At 56.4% G+C, this 15,851-nt stretch carries 16 protein-coding genes and 1 pseudogene; 5 read left to right on the forward strand and 12 right to left on the reverse strand.

Translation table 11 applies throughout. The features are described 5' to 3' along the window. Positions 1-30 precede the first annotated feature (30 nt). From mdcE to KUE00_RS21910, 8 genes and pseudogenes are all read right to left on the reverse strand, one after another. Positions 31-828, reverse strand: coding sequence for a biotin-independent malonate decarboxylase subunit gamma (gene mdcE / locus KUE00_RS01625; protein ID WP_246757744.1), 798 nt, complete (start codon positions 826-828; stop codon positions 31-33). Then, a complete protein-coding gene (locus KUE00_RS01630; protein ID WP_246757745.1) occupies positions 825-1,661 on the reverse strand; it encodes a biotin-independent malonate decarboxylase subunit beta in 837 nt (278 codons plus the stop codon). Before KUE00_RS01630 ends, mdcE begins: the two co-directional genes overlap by 4 nt. Next, positions 1,654-1,953, reverse strand: a complete 300-nt coding sequence (gene mdcC / locus KUE00_RS01635; RefSeq protein WP_246757746.1) for a malonate decarboxylase acyl carrier protein — start codon at positions 1,951-1,953, stop codon at positions 1,654-1,656. The genes KUE00_RS01630 and mdcC overlap by 8 nt, the downstream gene beginning before the upstream one ends. A gap of 9 nt (positions 1,954-1,962) precedes the next feature. Continuing rightward, complete coding sequence (locus KUE00_RS01640; protein WP_246757747.1) at positions 1,963-2,814, reverse strand: triphosphoribosyl-dephospho-CoA synthase; 852 nt, start codon at positions 2,812-2,814, stop codon at positions 1,963-1,965. Then, on the reverse strand, positions 2,814-4,469 hold the full coding sequence (gene mdcA, locus KUE00_RS01645; RefSeq protein WP_246757748.1) for a malonate decarboxylase subunit alpha: 1,656 nt from the start codon (positions 4,467-4,469) through the stop codon (positions 2,814-2,816). The genes KUE00_RS01640 and mdcA overlap by 1 nt, the downstream gene beginning before the upstream one ends. 340 nt (positions 4,470-4,809) lie before the next feature. Then, a complete protein-coding gene (locus tag KUE00_RS01650) occupies positions 4,810-5,028 on the reverse strand; it encodes a DUF7661 family protein (RefSeq protein ID WP_246757749.1) in 219 nt (72 codons plus the stop codon). A 243-nt stretch (positions 5,029-5,271) separates the two neighbouring features. Next, positions 5,272-5,574, reverse strand: a complete 303-nt coding sequence (locus KUE00_RS01655) for a helix-turn-helix domain-containing protein (RefSeq protein ID WP_246757750.1) — start codon at positions 5,572-5,574, stop codon at positions 5,272-5,274. A 94-nt stretch (positions 5,575-5,668) separates the two neighbouring features. Next, positions 5,669-5,785: pseudogene (locus KUE00_RS21910) on the reverse strand (type II toxin-antitoxin system RelE/ParE family toxin); the annotation flags it as partial. Positions 5,786-6,089: 304 nt separating this feature from the next. Here KUE00_RS21910 and KUE00_RS01665 point away from each other — a divergent pair. From KUE00_RS01665 to KUE00_RS01680, 4 genes are all read left to right on the forward strand, one after another. Continuing rightward, the gene (locus KUE00_RS01665; protein WP_246757751.1) at positions 6,090-6,542 is read left to right on the forward strand and encodes a type II toxin-antitoxin system RatA family toxin; all 453 of its coding nucleotides are present in this window, start codon (positions 6,090-6,092) and stop codon (positions 6,540-6,542) included. Positions 6,543-6,791: 249 nt separating this feature from the next. Beyond that, positions 6,792-7,283 (forward strand): (2Fe-2S)-binding protein, encoded by a 492-nt coding sequence (locus KUE00_RS01670; protein WP_246757752.1) that lies wholly within the window; start codon positions 6,792-6,794, stop codon positions 7,281-7,283. Next, complete coding sequence (locus KUE00_RS21890) at positions 7,280-8,278, forward strand: FAD binding domain-containing protein (protein WP_246757753.1); 999 nt, start codon at positions 7,280-7,282, stop codon at positions 8,276-8,278. The genes KUE00_RS01670 and KUE00_RS21890 overlap by 4 nt, the downstream gene beginning before the upstream one ends. Further along, on the forward strand, positions 8,275-10,557 hold the full coding sequence (locus KUE00_RS01680) for a xanthine dehydrogenase family protein molybdopterin-binding subunit (RefSeq protein ID WP_246757754.1): 2,283 nt from the start codon (positions 8,275-8,277) through the stop codon (positions 10,555-10,557). The genes KUE00_RS21890 and KUE00_RS01680 overlap by 4 nt, the downstream gene beginning before the upstream one ends. On the opposite strand, the gene KUE00_RS01685 is transcribed toward KUE00_RS01680, so the two are convergent. Next, positions 10,535-11,536: an XdhC family protein gene (locus KUE00_RS01685; protein WP_246757755.1), complete on the reverse strand. Its 1,002-nt coding sequence runs from the start codon at positions 11,534-11,536 to the stop codon at positions 10,535-10,537. The genes KUE00_RS01680 and KUE00_RS01685 overlap by 23 nt on opposite strands. Next, entirely contained in the window at positions 11,520-12,146 is a 627-nt protein-coding gene (locus KUE00_RS01690) for a nucleotidyltransferase family protein (RefSeq protein WP_246757756.1), read from the reverse strand. The genes KUE00_RS01685 and KUE00_RS01690 overlap by 17 nt, the downstream gene beginning before the upstream one ends. Before the next feature lie 141 nt (positions 12,147-12,287). Between KUE00_RS01690 and KUE00_RS01695 the strand changes: the two genes are divergently transcribed. After that, on the forward strand, positions 12,288-13,748 hold the full coding sequence (locus KUE00_RS01695; protein ID WP_246757757.1) for an AMP nucleosidase: 1,461 nt from the start codon (positions 12,288-12,290) through the stop codon (positions 13,746-13,748). Between the two features lie 68 nt (positions 13,749-13,816). Here KUE00_RS01695 and KUE00_RS01700 read toward each other — a convergent pair whose 3' ends face one another. Both KUE00_RS01700 and KUE00_RS01705 read right to left on the reverse strand, forming a co-directional pair. After that, the gene (locus KUE00_RS01700) at positions 13,817-14,350 is read right to left on the reverse strand and encodes a VOC family protein (protein ID WP_246757758.1); all 534 of its coding nucleotides are present in this window, start codon (positions 14,348-14,350) and stop codon (positions 13,817-13,819) included. Between the two features lie 125 nt (positions 14,351-14,475). After that, positions 14,476-15,597, reverse strand: coding sequence for a Gfo/Idh/MocA family protein (locus KUE00_RS01705; protein ID WP_246757759.1), 1,122 nt, complete (start codon positions 15,595-15,597; stop codon positions 14,476-14,478). Positions 15,598-15,851 lie beyond the last annotated feature (254 nt).

Raw genomic sequence — 15,851 nt, forward strand, 5'->3', positions numbered from 1 at the left:
CAGCCGGCAGGTTGAATTATTTTTTAAGGGTTACCAGCTGGCGCGAAGACGTTCACGCACCAGCGTCGAGCCGTGGCGTTCGGGCGCGGTTTGCGCACTCCGGCCCGGTTTTTGACGAGCATCGCGGACAGCGTTGGCTAAGGTTGTCTGAACCCGCTGCACGTCTTCATCGGCTGGCGCATCGGGATTAGCGATATCCAGTAGCGACGACAGCAGGCCGAAGGTCGCGTAATTGCCAATGTCATAGGCCATCGGCGGCACGCTGGCGGCCAGCTTTTCCAGCGCTTCAACGGTGCGCAATGTAATGCGCGCCGCCGAGGCTTTCCCCATGGCGTGCACCTGTACGGCCGGATCGTTAAAGGCAATCAGTCGGTTGGCCTGATAACCATGCGCCAGAAACGCGCCGGACATCGCTTTGCCGACGATCAGGCCAATCACCGGATGCCCGGCCAGACGCGCCTGGGCATAGGCGCCCGCCGCGCCCGCCAGCGCCTGGTGGATGCCGAATCCCTCTTCACGACGGCCATATGCCTGGCTTGGCACGTCGATAACCGCGACAATCGGGCGCTTAACCGGGCGGTCGGCATCTTCAGCAATGGTTTCCTGCACCACTTTTGCCAGCGTCCAGCCTTCCAGCAGGCCAACTTCACCTTGCGCCGCTCGCGGATAGCGATTGTGTGCATCAGGCACCACGGCGATAAAGCGGGCGATTTCGCCATTCAGCTCGCTGTCGGCTACCTGTACCGAAGGGCAAAGGCCATCATGACGTGCGGCACCGGCGGTTAATCTGGTAAGCCACAGATCGCCGCGGCTGTTGGATGCGCTCATGATTTTTCCTCCGTAGCAAAGAGTTGATGAATGGTATCGGTGCTGGCCTGCTGAGCGGTATCAAAACGGCTTAGCCTTTCCAGATAGAAAGCGTAATTTTCGCTGCGATGCTGTGCCGGAACGCCTTGCGCCAGCGCATCGTTCACCGCCGTTTTTATCGCCTGTACGCCATCCTTCACCAGCGCATCCACCAGCCCGCTCTGATAGCGGATTTCACCGCCGGTCATGCTCCAGATAAAGGGCCGGTTGCGCGAGTCGTATTCATCGATACCCGCTTCCTGCTCGATAACCTGCGGCCCGTTCAGGCCAAGACGCGCTTCGCGGGTTACAATCAGATGGCTGCACAGCGCGGCCGCAATCGACATACCGCCAAAGCAGCCGACGGTGCCGGCAACAATGCCGATAACCGGCGTGTACTGGCGCAAATCGACAATCGCCGCATGAATATCGGCGATCGCAGCCAGGCCGAGGTTGGCTTCCTGCAGGCGTACGCCGCCGGTTTCGAGGCACAATATCGCCTGGGTCGGCACGCCGTTGCGGTTATCTTCCGCCGCCAGCTCCAGCGCGCCCGCCATTTTGGCACCGGAAACTTCGCCCATGCTGCCGCCCTGGAAGGTACCTTCGATGGCGATAACCACCGTGGGCTTGCCGTTAAGCGTGCCTTTCATTACCACCATGCCGTCGTCGGCCTGCGGCACAATGCCCTGCTTTTCCAGCCACGGCGACATGACGCCATCAAAGGGATCGAGCAGTTCGCGCGCGCTGCCTTCATCCAGCAATGTCATGGCACGCTGACGGGCGCGCAGTTCGATAAAGCTGCTGTCATCACGCATGGTTTACCTCCTCAAACACCTGTTCGATACGGATACGCGCCACGCCGGGCGTCGCGCCAAAGTCGTGGATAACCAGCTTTCCGGCAGGCAAGTCGCTTAATTCTGCCAGGCGGCTGAACAGCGCATCCCAGCGTGACTGGCTGTTATCCACCGAGGTGGTGATAGCCACGTTAAGCGCCGCGCCGCTGTCCGCGGTGTATAACACTTCCATATCGCCTGAACCTACTACGCCAGCCAGCGCTTTACCGCTGAGCTTGCGGCGGGCAGGGTAAGACAACGTTATATTTTCCATAGCAACCTCTTAAATGAGTGGCGATGCCAGCCTGTCGATAAAGAGCGTGGCGGCCAGTAAATCGGCCGCGCCGCCCGGCGACGCATTCAGCGCCAGCATCCTGTTATCCAGCTGTTCCAGCGCCTGACGACCCGCCGCCTGCGCATAACCGCCTGCGTCCAGCACCGCTTGTGCACCGGTGCGCATCGCCTGCATGCCCGCAAGCCCTGCACGATTCAGTACGCAGGTATCGGTTAGCGAAGTCATGATCGCCATCAGCGCATCGAGTTGGGCGGCGGTTTCGTCTGCCCCGGCACGACGGCTGCGCCGCAGCTGCGGCAGCGCAAGCCGGGTAATATGCGGAAAGCCCTGCTGCGCCTCTTCGCGTGCGCCCGGCACCTGAAAACGATGCACCGCACGCAGCCCTTTACTAAAAGTTTTTGGCGTGGCCTGGTCGGGCAGACGAGCCAGCGCGGCGGCGGCGTCGCACAGCTGCTGGCTTCCGGCATTGCCGTCCAGCATGGCGGCCGCGCTGACCAGCAGGCCCAGCGCCCAAATCGCGCCACGATGGGTATTGACGCCCGCCGTGGCGGCCATCATCTGGCGCTCACCTTCACGGCCAAGACGACCTACGGTTTCTCGCAGCGCCACGTCGGCCGGACGCCGCCAGCTTTGCTGGGCAAGCGCATAAAACGTTGGCGTCAGGCTGTGGGCAGAGCGCTCCATCAGCGCCAGCGTCAGATCCCGATGCGCGCCGCTCCCGCGACGATCCACCAGTCCCGGCTTCGGCGTCAGGTTCACTTCTGTAATCAGGCAATCGGTCGCGCACTGCGCCAGCTGTTGCAGACGGGTTTCTACCGATTGCGGCGCGAGTCGTTTCATTACCAGCTCCGGAATTTGGCCGGTGGGTTATAAAGTCCGTCGGACCATTCGACTAAATCAGCAACGCTACCGGCAGCCAGCAGCGAGCGCGTTGCGTCAGCACGGCGAATTCCGAGGTCTTCCGGGAAGACTACCTTGCCGCTGCGGCGCAGGTCGGTTACGCGCTTCGCATCTACGCCCAGGCCAACGTCGGTGATGCCTGCCACCGCTGCGACCATCGCGCGGCGCTCTTCCAGGCTTTCGGCACGGTAGAGATAAGCGATACCTTCTTCCGTCAGGACGTGGGTGACGTCATCGCCATAAATCATCACCGGCGCAAGCGGCATACTGGCGTTTTTCGCCACTTCGATGGCATCCAGTTTTTCGACAAAAGAGGGTTTGACGCCCGCCTGGAAGGTTTCAACCATCTGCACCACCAGCTTGCGGCCACGCGCCATCAAATCCGGACCGTTTTTCATGGCCAGCCAGGCAGGAGTAGCGTGACGGCGACCATGCGGATCGTGGCCCATGTTTGGCGCGCCACCGAAGCCGGAAAGGCGACCGCGCGTGACGGTAGAAGAGTTGCCGAGACCATCAATTTGCAGTGTTGAACCAATAAACATGTCCACAGCGTACTGGCCGGCAAGCTGGCACATAGCACGGTTGGAGCGCATCGAGCCGTCTGCGCCGGTAAAAAAGATATCGGGACGCGCGCGGACATACTCTTCCATTCCCAGCTCGCCGCCAAAGCAGTGCACGCTCTCTACCCAGCCGCTTTCGATAGCCGGTATCAGCGTCGGATGCGGGTTCAGCGTCCAGTGCTTGCAGATTTTGCCTTTCAGGCCGAGCTGTTCGCCATAGGTGGGCAACAGCAGTTCGATGGCAGCGGTGTTAAAACCAATGCCGTGATTGAGCGACTGGACTTGGTGCTCGGCGTAAATGCCTTTGATGGCCATCATCGCCATCAGGATATGTTCCTGCTTGATCAGGCGCGGATCGCGGGTGAACAGCGGCTCAATAAAGAAAGGTTTATCAGCAACCACCACGTAGTCAATCCAGGAACCGGGGATATCAACGCGCGGCAGGTCACACTCGTCTTCTACCAGTTCGTTAACCTGAGCAATAACGATGCCGTCGTGAAACGCCGCCGCTTCGACCAGCGCGGGCGTATCTTCCGTTCCCGGCCCGGTATAAAGATTGCCTTTTCGGTCGGCTTTATAACCGGCCACCAGCGCGACGTTGGGCGCCAGATCAACATACAGGCGGGCGTAGAGTTCGATATAGGTATGGATAGCGCCGATTTCGAGCTGGTCATCTTCCAGCAGCTGCGAAATGCGCAGGCTTTGCGGGCCGGAGAAGGAAAAATCAAGCTTGCGCGCTATCCCTTTTTCAAAGATATCAAGGTGTTCACTGCGCCCGACGCTGGGCATAATCATATGCAGGTCGTGAACTTTTTGCGGATTAACCTGCGCCAGCATGCGGGAAAGAAAGTCGGCCTGTTTCTGGTTGTTCCCTTCCAGCACTACGCGATCTTCTGGTGAAATCAACCGCTCCAGCATTTCGACCATCCCGTCTGTAGGGAGGACTTTTCCCTGTACCGGAACCGACGCTATTCGCCGCTGCTTTTCCGTGCGTCGCCTGTTCCAGACGCGCGCCGTTTGTTGATCTGATGGCATGATTAACCTCCTGAATTAACGTTTCGCATGATAACGAACGCAGAAAGTATGAGCCTTGCCGGGGTATCCATCAAACAACCCCTGACGCCGATCGTTACTCTGAAGTTAACGATTTAATGTCAGGTAATTTGCGCCAGATCACGTCATTAAGGTTATTTTTGTGAATTTTCTGGTACAGAAACGGCGGGCTGACGGTAATGAATAAGATGCCGCTGGCAGAAGACCAGCCTGGTGGTCGGGCAGACAGCCCGTTATGATATTGCAGAGCTTTTTACACTTTATGGCGGCGGGTCAGCGGGGGCGGTTTAACGGCCTGAATCAGGCAGCAAAGGTAAAAGCGTCAGGCCAGTCGTTTTACGACAGGATTTTTTGCCGTAGCCGCTTCATGGAAAATATCATCCAGCCACTGTACCAGCTCGTCGGAGCTTAAATCAGCCGGGACAGAGTAATCATATAAACGGGAAAATTGGTTTTCGTTAAGATCTACCCGATATAGCGCCCAGCCAGAATTTATCGCTTTTATCCCCATCGTTCGGCCAAAAACGTTGAAAATCATCATGGTTGCCTCCAGCTCCGCTAACCGATGGGTTTTAAACACTTCAGAGAAACAGGCCGCTGGATTCAGCAGATATAAGGATTGTTTATCAAACAGTATTTGTCATAAAAAAACTGCCAGGTTAACGATTCGGAACTTCCTGTGGGCAAGGTACCCTATTGAAAAATTCGGGGTCACGGACACAGCGCGGGTACCCGCAACCCTTCAGCATATTGGCCAGGACTAAACCTGGTATTAACGCTATTCTTACAGCACAAAGCCATAGTGTGACCCGTCCGGCAGGTCGATGCGCAGCTGCAATGTGCCACCTGCCGCCTCAATATAGCGTTTTAGCGTAGAAAGCTTGATATCGCGTCCCGGTTTTTCCATCCCTGCTACCGTGGGCTGTTTTACTCCCAGCGCCTGCGCCATTTCAGTTTGGGTTTTTTGTACGCGTTCGCGCAGTTCTGCCAGATGGATATTCAAACGTAGTTCGGCTGCCAGCACTTCCGCTTCGGCAACAACGTCTGGCTTTTCCTCCGCCAGGATATGTTCCAGTGTTCTCATCATAAACCTCGTGTTTTATTGAGATAATCTGTCAGTTCCCGATCCGCAATAGCGATCGTCATAAAAACGCTTTTCGTTCCCTGCTTTTCTGGCCGCGCACAGCAGGTCCCTTTTCTCTCAGCACCATTAGCGCTGCCAGTACGCAGGCTCGCTCCTTGTCCTGCAATGCGCTGTACCACCAGTCAAACCGATCGGTTGTTTTAATCTTCCACATACTTTACTCCCTGTCACTATAGCTTCCAGGCTATATAGATGCAAACCTATAGTGCAGGATAATGCGCTTGCTGCCGTCGTTACGCATCTCGCTTTATAAAGAAGCTGGAAATATCTTCCGAAAATTCTATGAATGTGACAAAGCGCTAAGACTAATGTGGAAAGTAGCTCGCAAATATCCGCCTAAAACCTTCGGCGATGCATGATGAATTTGTTGCGACGGATCAATAAGCCTGCGGATGTTACTCCTTAGCATCAGCCAATGATGCCTGCTGGCCCCGGTCGCAACAGAAAGGTTTAAAAAAATGACCACTTTTGAGAAACGTATCCAGGTTAGTTTTAGCCAGCGCCAGATGTATGAGCTGGTTGCCGATGTCGCGGCCTATCCTGAGTTTTTACCCTGGTGCAGCCAGGTCGAAATCTTAAACCAGCAGGATGACAGCCAGCTGGTACGCATTGGCTTGCGCTACCAGCAGCTTCCCCAGCTGAGCCTGACCACGCGGGCCACTTTCCATCCTCATACATCGCTGCATCTGCGGCTGGTTTCCGGATCGTTCCTTGCCGCCTTTTCCGGCGACTGGTTTTTTGCGCCTTGCCGCGAGGGGGCTGGCTGTATCGTCACTTTCCGCGTGACGTATCGCTTCTCTGGTCGTCTTCTGAAGCTCGCCCTTTCGCCCTTTTTTAGTCTGATGGTCAGCATGCTGCCAGATCGGTTTATTCAACGTGCAGAAAAAATTTATTCGTCAGCGCAGGCGTGATTTTGGCTTATGCGTCCGCTTGTTGGACTTATAACGCGCGGGAAACTTTTTTAAACGCGAGCTTAAAGCACGCCGCTTTCACTTTTTTTTGCCGTTCCTGACTATCCTTATCTTTCCGATACGCTCATCTAAAAAAGCGATCGCTTGTGTTCCCCCTTTACAGGCTTACCTGTTTTTAAAGCAATGTGACAGTGTCGCTGGCATAGCGCTGCGCATGCTGTCGGTGACCTCCCCAATCTGGAGACGACAATGACACACCATCACGCCATGCAGTTAATCGTGAACGGCGAGACTCGCCTTCTGACGATCGATCCACGTACTACCTTGCTGGACGCGCTGCGGGAACATATTGGCTTAACCGGCTCTAAAAAAGGGTGCGACCAGGGCCAGTGCGGCGCCTGTACGGTACATATTGACGGCGAGCGCGTGCTGAGCTGTCTGACGCTGGCGGCCCAGGCGGAAGGCAGGGAAATCACCACCATCGAAGGGCTGGCGGAAGCAGACGGCACGCTGCATGCGGTGCAGGCTGCTTTTTTGCAACACGACGCTTTCCAGTGCGGCTACTGCACTTCTGGCCAGATTATGTCGGCCGTCGCCTGTATCAAAGAAGGTCATGCGCATTCCGATGATGAAATTCGTGAATATATGAGCGGCAACCTGTGCCGCTGCGGCGCTTATCCCAATATCGTGAAGGCCGTTAAGGATGCCGCCGCGCGAGTCAGGCAGGAGATCGTATCGTGAGAGAATTTAGCTATCAACGCGCCGCTGATGTTGCCAACGCTACCGCGCTGGGCAGTCAGCCTGAAACCCGCTTTCTTGCCGGTGGTACGACGCAGTTAGATCTGATGAAGTGCGGCGTGGAGCGCCCCGCTGCCCTGGTAGATATCACCCACCTGCCCGGCCTGAACGATATCACCTTAACCGACAGCACGCTGACGCTGGGCACGCTGGTAAAAATGAGCCAGGCGGCCGACAGCAAAACGGTAAAAACCTTTGCTCCGGCGCTGGCGGAAAGCCTGTCGCTGGCCGCTTCGGCGCAGTTACGCAATATGGCTTCGCTGGGCGGCAATATCCTGCAGCGTACCCGCTGTAGCTATTTCCGCGATCCGCTGGCCTATTCCGCCTGCAATAAACGCCAGCCCGGCTCTGGCTGCGCCGCGCTGGATGGTCTGAATCATAACCACGCGGTTCTGGGCACCAGCGACAGCTGTATTGCGCTTTACCCCGGCGATTTTGCCGTGGCGCTGACCGCTTTTGATGCCGTGTTAAATCTGCAAAACGCCCGCGGCGAACAGCGTTCCGTCCCGGTAACGGATTTTTTCCGCCTGCCGGAAGATCGTCCCGATCTTGAGCACCAGCTCGCTTATGGCGAAATGATCGTGAGCCTGACGCTGCCACGCAGCGCGGCTTTAGCTCGCTCGCACTATCTTAAGGTCCGCGATCGCAGCTCCTACGAGTTCGCCGCCGCCAGCGCTGCCGTTGGCCTGGAGCTGGAAGACGATAACCTGACGATCAAAGAAGCCCGCGTTGCGCTGGGTGGCGTGGCGACCAAACCCTGGCGTGCTTATCAGGTTGAACAGGCTTTACGCGGACAGCGGCTGGATGAAGCAACGTTACGTAAAGCGGCTGAAAAAGTGACCGAGGGCGCTATCGCTCGCCAGCACAACGGCCACAAAATTATTCTTGCTCCGCGCGTGGTCGCCAGAGCGTTAATGACCGTGGGAGGCCTGGCATGAGCATGACAGAAGCGCAGACTACAACCCGAAAACAGGCGCTGGGTAGCCCGTTAGATCGCGCCGATGGCCGCCTGAAAATTCAGGGGCTGGCTACCTATGCGATTGAAAAATCGCTGGAGAATATGGCTTATGCGGTGGTGGTACAGTCGACCATTCCTCATGGCCGCATCCGCAGCATGAATATTGAACGAGCGCGCCAGTCACCTGGCATTCTTGCCGTCTATAACCACCATAGCGGCCTGATTATTCACCCGGCAAAGACCTTTGGTCAGGGCGGCGCGGCCGCTCAGGCCTTTTTGCCATTACAGGACGACAAGGTTTTGTGGAACGGTCAGCATATTGCGCTGGTGGTGGCTGAAACGCTGGAGCAGGCCACCGAAGCGGCCGCGCTGATCGAAACCGAATACGAACAGCAGGCTGCCATTGTCCATCCCGATAATCCTGACGCCAGGCCCGAAACGGTAGATGCTTTAACCATTGAATGGGGTGATGCGGTCCCGGCGCTGGCTCAGGCCGAGGTGCAGATCGGCGGCGTTTATACCACGCCCAGAGAATATAACTCGCCAATAGAACCGCACGGCTGCATCGCGCACTGGCAGGACGGCAGCCTGACGCTGTGGGAACCCAGTCAGTGGGTAGGCGGTGCGCGCCAGGTTGTTTCTGAATGGATGGCTATCGATCGCGAAAAGGTTCGGGTGATTTCGCCTTACGTTGGCGGCGGCTTCGGCTGTAAAGGCGGTATTCAGCCACACAGCGCGCTGGCCTGCGTGGCGGCACGCGAGCTTAAACGTCCGGTGAAGCTGGCGCTAACCCGCCCGCAAACCTTTACCGCGTTTGGTGGCAGACCGCGCACTCACCAGCAGCTGGCGCTGGGTGCCAGCCGGGATGGCACGCTGCAATCCATTGTGCATGACAGCTGGAACGAAACCGCGCTAAACGATGTGCATAAAGAGCCTTGCAACGCCGTTACGCCGCTAATGTACGCGTCGCCAAATTTTCTTTCGCACCACAAGCTGATTCATCTTAATACCGTTAACCCGAGCTGGATGCGCGCGCCGGGCGAGAATCCCAGCGCTTTTGCACTGGAAGTCGCGATGGACGAACTGGCCTGGGCGCTGAAAATGGATCCGCTGGCGCTGCGATTAAAAAACTACGCGGAGCAGGATCCGCAGGCCAAAATTCCCTGGAGCTCTCGCCAGCTGCGCGAGGCTTACCAGCAGGGTGCCGACGCGTTTGGCTGGAGCAAGCGTCCTCTGGAACCGCGCAGCCTGCGCGAAGGACGCCAGCTGATTGGCTGGGGAATGGCCTCCGGCACCTATCCCGTGCGCCGCACGCCTGGCGAAGCGCAGATAGTATTGTATGCCGACGGGCGTCTTGAAGTGCAAAGCAGCGGCGTGGATATCGGTACCGGCACCTATACCATTCTGGCGCAAACGGCGGCGGATGTGCTGCTGGTCGCGCCGGAAAGTATTACCGTTTTGCTTGGCGATACGCTGCTGCCGCGAGCGCCCGTCGCGGGCGGTTCCCAGCTGGCCAACCTGCTGACCGGTGCGGTACATAAAACGGCGCTGGCGCTGAGGGATATGCTGATTACGCTGGCCGTCAGCACCGAGAAATCGCCGTTATGGCAGCAATCTCCGGCAGCGTTAGCGCTGGCGGACGGTTTTCTCTGGCTAAGCGACAAACCCAATCTGCGCGTCAGCTTTAGCGAGCTGTTAAGGCTGAGCGGTAACGATAAACTGATCGCCCATCAGGACACCTTTGCAACAACGGCCAGCGAGGACGATCGCAACAAAGCTGACAGCACCTCTTCGATGATGGTGCCGCCGACGGAAGGTGGCGTTTCTGCCCACAGCTGGAGCGCCATTTTTGTCGAGGTCGCGGTTGATGAAGATTTTGGTACGGTGCGGGTAAAAAGAATGGTGGGCGCATTTGACTCGGGCCGTATCTACAATCCAAAACTGACGGAAAGCCAGTGGATTGGCGGCATGGTAATGGGTATTGGCCAGGCGCTGCTGGAAGAAGGCGCCATTGACGACAGGGACGGCCGCATCACCAACGCTAACCTGGCCGATTATCTGGTGGCGGTTAATGCAGACATTCCTGAGCTGACTACTATCGACGTCGGCAAGCCCGATTATCTGGCAACCGTGCTGGGCGGCAAAGCAGTGGGCGAACTAGGCATTGTCGGCGTGGCGGCGGCCATTTCCAACGCGGTATGGCACGCCACCGGCAAACGTATTCGCGACTTACCGATTACCCAGGACAAACTGCTGTAAGCAGCTGCGGGCTGGTCTGCGGCCCGCGGTTCTTATGCATCACAATATCTGCCATCACCGCCAGCGCTATTTCGGCTGGCGTTTTACTGCCAATCGCCAGGCCTATCGGCGCATGCACCCTGTTCAACTGTTCTTCAGTAAATTCTGCAATCGTTCTCAGGCGCTCGCGCCGCTTATCGCTGCTGCGATGTGACCCGATAACGCCGATATAAAAAGCGTCGGTATGAATAGCTTCCATCAGCGTCAGATCGTCAATACGCGGGTCGTGCGTCAGCGAAACTACCGCGCAGTGACGTCGACAGCCGTGAGTTTCGATAAATTTTGCCGGAAACTGCTCGATAAGCTGGACAGCCGCATTAAGGCTGCTGGCGTAATCGCGCAGCACTTCGGGTCGGTTTTCACAGACGGTAACTTCAAAACCGAGCGCCACCGCAAATTCGCTACAGCAGAGTGCGACAGCGGAGAGTCCGGCAATCAGCACGCCAGGCGCAGCGGCAAACGTCAGCGTCAGCTGGTCGCCATCACGCATAACGGTCGCGACGGAATCCTCGCTGACAGCCAGCATGCGGCAGCGATTGGGCAACGTTAGCCCTTTACTTAAAGCACTGCCGTCTGCAAGCGCGGCGGCATGGCGCTGAAGATAAGCCAGGCTTTGAGTGTCCGACGGCAGATATTCAATCAACACCTCGAGCGAACCACCGCAGGGCAGCGGCCGATCTGGCGCTAAGCCCCCATCACCGTAACGGATAACCTGGCTGGCCTGACGATATTGCCCGGCCTGAAGGCGAGCCAAAAAATCTTCTTCCACACAGCCGCCGGATAGCGAGCCGCATACGTTGCCGTGCTGATTAGCCACCAGCAGCGAACCCACTGCCCTGGGGGCAGAACCCCAGGTTTTAATGACGGTGCAGAGCCAGACGGGCTGCTGTTCAATCCAGCCGAGCGCCTGGCTGATGACGCGACTATTTAGCGACTGCATGTTTTTCTCCCGCTGGCAGCTGTGAAGGCAGATCGATATCCCGCAGGACCGCTTCGTCCTCCAGCTCAATCGTATATAAAGGAAAATGCAGCGCCAGGCCGCGCGCGCCCTGTTCATCCGTCAGCGTGCTGAGCGCCTTAAAGGTCTGGCGGCCAAAGCCGACCGGATGCCCCTGGCGAGCCTGCCAGACGGGGCGGACAATACCGTCCTCTACCACTTTATCTGCAACCAGCCGCAGCGTTGCGCCGGTGATAAACGGCATATCCGCAAGGTGGATCAGCCAGCCGTCCCAGGTGGCCATCTGCCGAACGCCCGCAGCGATTGACTCCCCCATGCGCGTGTTTTCCACCAGCACTGTGGTTACGTGGTGCTGCTGGCAAAGTTGGCGAATGGCCTGTTGTTCAGGTCTGGTCACCACGCATATCGGCAGACCACTCTGTAGCGCGGCGAAAAAGCTATGGGCGAATACCGACCTTCGCCGTCCTTCAGTATCCGTAAATTCCGCCTGCAGCTTGTCGGTTGCGCCACCCGCAGCCTTGAAACGCTGCCCTACACCGGCAGCGATAATTAATACGCCTACCGTTTTTTCCCTGGGCTCTGTCTTGTCCATATTGTTTACCTTAGTGACTTTCAGGTTATCAGCGTAGCGCAAAATGATGAAGGTTGTAAGAATTCCTCCCGCATCTGAGCACGTACGCGCGATTTCAGCTAACATGCTGTTAAGAAAACAATAACCGCCCGAGGAGAGACCATGACGCAGCCTTCTGCCCCCCAAGGATTATCTGTCAGCGAGGCGCTGGACAAGCTGGACTCATTGTATGAGGCGGCAGTCAGCGCACTGCGACAGGCCATCACTACCTATGTTAACGAAGGTACGCTGCCGGATGCCGCCAGCCGCGCCGACGGTCTGTTTGTATATCCTGAGCTGCGCGTTAGCTGGCAAGGCGATGCGGCACAACACAAGCTGTCACGCGCCTTTGGCCGCTTTACCCGGCCCGGCAGCTACGCAACGACTATTACTCGTCCCGCGCTGTTTCGTCATTATCTTACCGAGCAGCTCACGATGCTGTGCAACGAATACCCCGTTACGCTGGAAGTGCGGCCTTCACAGCAGGAGATCCCGTTTCCCTATGTGATTGACGGCACCAGCCTGGGGCTGGATCGCAGCATGAGCGCTGGTCTGGCGCAGCATTTTCCCACTACCGAGCTGGCGCAAATCGGCGATGAAAACGCCGACGGACTTTATCAGCCTGGCGAAAAGTTTCCGCTGTCGCATTTTGATGCGCTGCGCACCGATTTTTCACTGGCCCGCCTGCGTCACTACACCGGCACGCCGGTGGAACATTTCCAGTCGTGGGTACTGTTTACCAACTATACCCGCTACGTGGATGAGTTCGTGCGCTGGAGCTGCGAGCAGATTGCCGATCCTGATTCGCCTTACGAAGCCCTTTCCTGCGCGGGGAGCATTTATATTACCGCCGACACGCCCGATCCTCAGGAAACCATTTCTGGCCTGGCGTGGAAAAATCACCAGATGCCGGCCTGGCATTTAATCGCGAAAGAAGGCCAGGGCATTACGCTGGTCAATATCGGCGTTGGCCCCTCCAATGCAAAAACCATCTGCGATCATCTCGCCGTACTGCGTCCGCACGCCTGGCTGATGATTGGCCACTGCGGCGGCCTGCGCGAAAGCCAGACCATCGGCGATTATGTACTGGCGCATGCCTATCTGCGTGACGATCACGTGCTGGATGCGGTATTGCCGCCGGATATTCCGGTGCCAAGCATTGCCGAGGTACAGCGCGCGCTGTTCGACGCGACCAAACAGGTCAGCGGTATGCCGGGCGAAGAGGTAAAACAGCGGTTGCGTACCGGCACGGTGGTTACCACGGACGATCGTAACTGGGAGCTGCGCTACTCTGCTTCCGCGCTACGTTTTAACCTTAGCCGCGCCGTGGCTGTCGATATGGAAAGCGCCACCATCGCCGCGCAGGGCTATCGTTTCCGCGTACCTTACGGCACGCTGTTATGCGTTTCCGACAAGCCGATTCATGGCGAGATTAAATTACCCGGACAGGCGAACCGTTTTTACGAAGGCGCTATCTCTGAGCATTTGCAGATTGGTATTTGCGCCATCGACCTGCTGCGCGCAGAAGGCGACAAGCTGCATTCACGTAAATTAAGAACTTTTAACGAGCCGCCTTTCCGTTAAGGTGGCAGGCGGTAGCAAGGCGGCCGACTGTTGCCTTGCTACCGCTATTTTCTACGCCTGAGTAATTTTTACGATGACTTCGCCGGGATCCAGCGTTTTTCGGTCGCTTCAGCGTCGTAATGCAAAGGAGAAGGCAGCGTAATCAGCTCAATCAGCGCACCAAAAGGCGCGCGACAGAACCAGGTTTGGTTGCCCTTACCCTCTTCCTGCGAAAACGCATCATTTGGGCCATCATACATTTCTGCGCCATGCTTTTTCATTCTCTCACCTGCTGCATGAATATCATCCACGTACATGGAGAAATGATTAACGCCCGCATGACTGATATCCTGGCGGCCATTTGCCGTTTCCGGGCTGGTTTGAAACAGCTCCACGTTGCAGCCGTTGGCTAACCGCAGCATTGCCACGCCTGTCACCTTCATCTCTGGCGGAAAGCCGTTAACCGAATGGATATCTTTGCCCTCCATGGTTGCATCAGGATCTTCTGGTGGCACCAGACGGTACAGCACGCTGGCATCCAACGCGTTAATAAAAAACTTTTCTGCCTCTGCAAGGTTAGAAACCGTAATGCCAATATGCTCAATACCTCTGATACTCATCATTTTTTCCCTTTTGATTAGCCTTCCTTAAGCCTGGCAGAAAAGTGATGTTTGTCACATTTAACCAGTAATATCCTGATGGAAAAACCTCAAAGGTTACAGTATTGCTACCCTTTTCCTCCCCATCATTAGATACCCACCCAGCGGCGTTCCAGAGCCGAAATGGCTATTGCCTCCAGCACTTTTGATACCTGTAGCCCTTCGGCAAAATCTGGCCACATGCGGTCGTTGGCAGCAATACCGTTAATAAGATCGCGTACCTCCACCGTTTTTTGATCGTTAAAGCCGATGCCGTGTCCGGCAGAAATACAAAAGGCCGCATAGTCAGGATGCGCCGGGCCGGTAAGAATTGTTTTAAACCCTTGCCGTCCGACTGTATCGCCGTGTTGATAAAGCGCCAGCTCCGCCATTCTTTCCTGCGTATAGCGGAGCGCGCCTTTAGTTCCGGTGACCACGTAGGTTAGTCCCATCTTGCTGCCGCAGGCGATGCGTGAAGTTTCAATGACGCCCTGTGCGCCGCTGGTAAAGCGCAATAGCGCGCTGGCTCGATCTTCGTTTTCAACCTCGCGTAGTAAAGCCGGATTTTTGGCATCCGGGCGCCGCTTAATCACCGTCTGCATATCACCGGAGACTTCGCTAATATCCCCCACCAGGTAATGCGCCATATTGACAATATGCGCACCTAAATCTCCTAAGGCGCCCAGGCCAGCCAGCGCTTTTTGACAGTGCCAGTCCAGCGGCGTCAGCGGATCGGCCAGATAGTCCTCATTATGCGTGCCATAAAAGTGCACCACTTCACCGATCTCACCGCTGGCGATAATTTCCTTTGCCAGCTGGCTGGTCGGGTTTTTCATATAGTTAAAGCCCACCAGCGTTTTCACCCCGGCCTGCTGCGCCGCATGCGTCATCTCTTCTGCATCAGCAACGTTGAGCGCCAGCGGTTTCTCGGAATAAACGTGCTTACCGTGGCGGATCGCTTCCAGCGCCATTTCCTTATGCAAAAAATTAGGAGCGCAAATATCAACCACATCGATAGCAGGATCGGCCACCAGTTCGCGCCAGTTGCCTGTCGAACGCAAAAAACCCAGCGCCGCAGCCTGCGCTTTTGCCGTTTCCGAATTTATTTCCGCCACCATTTCGCGCACTATTTCGCCCTTTAAAGCAAATACGGTAGGGGCTTGCGCATAGGCAATAGCATGGCAGCGTCCGATATAACCTGTACCAATCAAGCCGATTCTGATCTTTTTCATAGAGATTCCTTGCAGGTGAATGAGGCATCTGATTGGAATTTATATTTCGAAATCAGCATAAACAATATCAAAATGAAACAAACGTGATCGTTCTGACGAAAGTTGCTGTACGCCAAAAAGCCATACATCAGCGAATTGCGAGATGTTACGCAAAGCGGGGCTGGTGTAACTGTCAGTACTCGCCTCGGCCCCGATATCAGCATCCGTTTATTTAGCTAAAAACGGAACAGCATGCTGCTTTATTCAGCAGTCGA

The sequence above is a fragment of the Erwinia phyllosphaerae genome (assembly GCF_019132875.1).
Lineage (GTDB): Bacteria > Pseudomonadota > Gammaproteobacteria > Enterobacterales > Enterobacteriaceae > Erwinia > Erwinia phyllosphaerae.

Excerpts from the sequence above, each read along its gene's own strand:
- mdcE (WP_246757744.1), bottom strand. The coding sequence starts at position 828 with ATGAGCGCATCCAACAGCCGCGGCGATCTGTGGCTTACCAGATTAACC.
- KUE00_RS01630 (WP_246757745.1), bottom strand. The coding sequence starts at position 1,661 with ATGCGTGATGACAGCAGCTTTATCGAACTGCGCGCCCGTCAGCGTGCC.
- mdcC (WP_246757746.1), bottom strand. The coding sequence starts at position 1,953 with ATGGAAAATATAACGTTGTCTTACCCTGCCCGCCGCAAGCTCAGCGGT.
- KUE00_RS01640 (WP_246757747.1), bottom strand. The coding sequence starts at position 2,814 with ATGAAACGACTCGCGCCGCAATCGGTAGAAACCCGTCTGCAACAGCTG.
- mdcA (WP_246757748.1), bottom strand. The coding sequence starts at position 4,469 with ATGCCATCAGATCAACAAACGGCGCGCGTCTGGAACAGGCGACGCACG.
- KUE00_RS01650 (WP_246757749.1), bottom strand. The coding sequence starts at position 5,028 with ATGATGATTTTCAACGTTTTTGGCCGAACGATGGGGATAAAAGCGATA.
- KUE00_RS01655 (WP_246757750.1), bottom strand. The coding sequence starts at position 5,574 with ATGATGAGAACACTGGAACATATCCTGGCGGAGGAAAAGCCAGACGTT.
- KUE00_RS01665 (WP_246757751.1), top strand. The coding sequence starts at position 6,090 with ATGACCACTTTTGAGAAACGTATCCAGGTTAGTTTTAGCCAGCGCCAG.
- KUE00_RS01670 (WP_246757752.1), top strand. The coding sequence starts at position 6,792 with ATGACACACCATCACGCCATGCAGTTAATCGTGAACGGCGAGACTCGC.
- KUE00_RS01680 (WP_246757754.1), top strand. The coding sequence starts at position 8,275 with ATGAGCATGACAGAAGCGCAGACTACAACCCGAAAACAGGCGCTGGGT.
- KUE00_RS01685 (WP_246757755.1), bottom strand. The coding sequence starts at position 11,536 with ATGCAGTCGCTAAATAGTCGCGTCATCAGCCAGGCGCTCGGCTGGATT.
- KUE00_RS01690 (WP_246757756.1), bottom strand. The coding sequence starts at position 12,146 with ATGGACAAGACAGAGCCCAGGGAAAAAACGGTAGGCGTATTAATTATC.
- KUE00_RS01695 (WP_246757757.1), top strand. The coding sequence starts at position 12,288 with ATGACGCAGCCTTCTGCCCCCCAAGGATTATCTGTCAGCGAGGCGCTG.
- KUE00_RS01700 (WP_246757758.1), bottom strand. The coding sequence starts at position 14,350 with ATGATGAGTATCAGAGGTATTGAGCATATTGGCATTACGGTTTCTAAC.
- KUE00_RS01705 (WP_246757759.1), bottom strand. The coding sequence starts at position 15,597 with ATGAAAAAGATCAGAATCGGCTTGATTGGTACAGGTTATATCGGACGC.